The 1,239-nt window shown below is 45.9% G+C and carries 1 protein-coding gene; it reads right to left on the bottom strand.

Annotated features, from left to right (window positions below; translation table 11 throughout):
- Positions 1-1,239: N-acetylmuramic acid 6-phosphate etherase (locus AC4E96_RS09270; protein ID WP_490255640.1), on the bottom strand; the 1,239-nt coding region annotated here is incomplete at both ends.

Genomic DNA, 1,239 nt, shown 5'->3' on the forward strand with positions numbered 1-1,239 from the left:
TTTAAAATAAGCTTTTGGGCGGTACCGGCTTTCAATCGAGTCGAGCCAGTTAACACTTCAGGGCCGACATTTACGGCGAGCGCGACGTCTGCTAACTCATTGATGGTGGCTTTCGGGTTACAGGTAACAGAGATAGTCATTGCTTTTTGTTGTTTGGCATATTGAATTGCGCCGATGACATAAGGCGTTCGGCCACTAGCAGCAATACCGACAACAACGTCTCTTTCTGTGAGGTTTACATTTTCTAAATCTTTGCGGCCCAATGCCTCGCTGTCCTCGGCACCTTCAACGGCTTTAAACATGGCACCTTCGCCACCAGCGAGTAATCCAATGACGACGTCATCTTGAATACTAAATGTCGGTGGGCATTCAACGGCATCTAAGACGCCTAAGCGACCACTCGTACCAGCACCCATATAAATGAGCCTGCCGCCTTGTTCTAATCTTGTTTTGATAATGTCGACGGCTCTAGCAACTTCATCATGAATCAATGCGATGGCATTGGTAATTTGTGAGTCTTGCTGGTTCATCAGTGATACCACTTCGACACTGTTCATAGTATCGAGAGACATTGAGGATTGATTACGAGACTCGGATACAAGCTGATTGATTGGGGTCAAAGTTGGAGATGACAGTGGCTCTGCTAAAGGTCTTGGGTCTCCTGCTGACGCTGGACCTGAAGCGACATCAACACTATCAATAATATTGTCATTCGAAGTTGAAGAAAGAGCCGAGGTTGATGGGCTAAGTGAAATAATGGACCTGTTGAAGGCTTCAGCACTACTACAACCTGAGTCGATGGCGTCAGCCGCTAAGCTATTAACTCCCAGTACAAACGCACCAAATAACGATGGCTCTGCAAGCGTTTTTATTTGTATATTATGCTGGATTAGCCATTCTTCTTGGATATCTTCTGCGGTTGCTTTGGCAAGTCCGCCAGTTAAAAACACAACCTGTGGCTTTGAATCAGGCTGGGTCTTTGCTTCAACTAGCATGTCTTTTACCTGTTCGATGTGCCACTGCCATGCTTTTGCTGCAATCTTACAGGAGTGCTTTTCCTTAACGATTAATTTAGCCAGGGCTGCATAGTCGGCTTGTTTAGCGTGACTTAGCCAAGTGAGTATTACTTCTTTATTAGTGCCAATCTTCTGGCCTAAAGCTTGGAGCGTAGACTGGCTCATAGCTTGGCCAAATGTTTGACCCAATACTTGGCCTGTAGTTTGGTGAATCGCAGACGTA

The sequence above is a fragment of the Psychrosphaera sp. genome, assembly GCF_982872775.1.